Source organism: Caballeronia sp. M23-90 (assembly GCF_053574605.1).
This window is the reverse complement of the sequence record NZ_JBSIPA010000767.1, coordinates 1-1,686: the sequence shown is the minus strand read 5'-3', so window position 1 is coordinate 1,686 and position 1,686 is coordinate 1. Positions and strand designations below refer to the sequence as shown.

The following is a 1,686-nucleotide window of genomic DNA, read 5'->3' as shown; positions in this document are numbered from 1 at the left end:
TCCGGTCATTCGGAGAGAAACATGAGCAAACAAGCAATCGGCGTTGTCGGCCTCGCCGTCATGGGACGCAATCTGGCATTGAATATCGAGAGCCGCGGGCACGCGGTATCGGTGTACAACCGCAGCCGCGAAAAAACCGATGACCTGATGGCCGAGCATCCCGACAAGAAGCTCGTGCCGTCTTACACGCTGGAAGAATTCGTCGAGTCGCTGGAAAAACCGCGCCGCATCCTGCTGATGGTGAAGGCCGGCCAGGGCACGGATGCGACGATCGATTCGCTGCGCCCGCTGCTTGAAAAAGGCGACATCCTGATCGACGGCGGCAACACCCATTTCACCGATACCATCCGCCGCAATACGGACCTCGCGAAGTCGGGCCTGCATTTCATCGGCACGGGTGTATCGGGCGGTGAGGAAGGCGCGCTCAAGGGTCCCTCGATCATGCCGGGCGGCCAGAAGGAAGCCTATGATCTCGTCGCCCCGATCCTGACCGAAATCGCCGCAAAGGCGCCGGACGGCGAGCCGTGCGTGGCTTACATGGGCCCGGACGGCGCGGGACATTACGTGAAGATGGTTCACAACGGCATCGAATACGGCGACATGCAGTTGATCGCCGAAAGCTACGATGTGCTCAAGCGCGTGGCGGGTTTGTCGAACAAGGAACTGGGCGACGTTTATGTCGAGTGGAACAAGGGTGAACTGGATAGTTACCTGATCGAGATCACGTCGAAGATCTTCGCGAAGAAGGACGAAGAGACCGGCAAGGATCTCGTCGATGTCATCCTCGATCGCGCCGCGCAAAAAGGCACGGGCAAGTGGACGAGCCAGAACGCGCTCGATCTGGGCGCGCCGCTGCCGCTGATCACGGAAGCCGTGTTTGCGCGCGTGCTGTCGTCGCTGAAGGACCAGCGCGTGGAAGCGAGCAAGCAGTTGAAGGGTCCTTCGCCCAAGTTCGATGGCGATCGCGATGCGTTCGTGGAATCCGTGCGGCGCGCGTTGTTCCTGAGCAAGATCGTTTCGTATGCACAGGGTTTTGCGCAGCTGCGCGCGGCATCGGAAGAATACAAATGGGATCTGCAGTACGGTCAGATCGCGAAGATCTTCCGGGCTGGTTGCATCATCCGCGCAGGGTTCCTGCAGAAGATCACGGATGCCTACAAGACCAACGCCGATTTGCATAACCTGCTGCTCGATCCGTACTTCAGCGATATCGCCGCGAAGTATCAGGACGCGCTGCGCGACGTCGTGGTCGCCGCGGTGAAGGCAGGCGTGCCGGTGCCGGCGTTTTCATCGGCAGTCGCGTATTACGACAGCTATCGCTCGGAGACGCTGCCGGCGAATCTGGTGCAGGCACAACGTGACTTCTTCGGCGCGCATACCTTCGAGCGTGTGGACAAGAAGGGCAGCTTCCACGCTGACTGGTCGTAAGAGCCTCTCAAATAGCTGATCGATGCAGTGCAAACGCCGACGCAAATGCGTCGGCGTTTTGTTTTGCAGCCGCACAGATTTGCCAAATTTTGTCGCGGTGAAATTTTCATCAGGCGATATTTTTCAGTTGTCGCTAGTGTTCTGTCCCAGAAATAACTTTACATAGTTTCGCCACTTTCTTGAGAATGGAATCGGCTGTTGCAGTCCACACAAACGCTCGCTTGTGCTGGTTGTACTGCTGAACATAGCGCTCGATAC

General features: G+C 58.0%; 1 protein-coding gene and 1 pseudogene. One reads left to right on the top strand and one right to left on the bottom strand.

The genetic code is table 11. From position 1 onward, the window contains the following. Nucleotides 1-21: 21 nt before the first annotated feature. The gene (gndA, locus tag ACRXB1_RS35660; protein WP_062003365.1) at nucleotides 22-1,428 is read left to right on the top strand and encodes an NADP-dependent phosphogluconate dehydrogenase; all 1,407 of its coding nucleotides are present in this window, start codon (nucleotides 22-24) and stop codon (nucleotides 1,426-1,428) included. Nucleotides 1,429-1,561: 133 nt separating this feature from the next. On the opposite strand, the pseudogene ACRXB1_RS35655 reads toward gndA, so the two are convergent. After that, nucleotides 1,562-1,686 (bottom strand): annotated as a pseudogene (locus ACRXB1_RS35655) (IS630 family transposase); the annotation flags it as partial.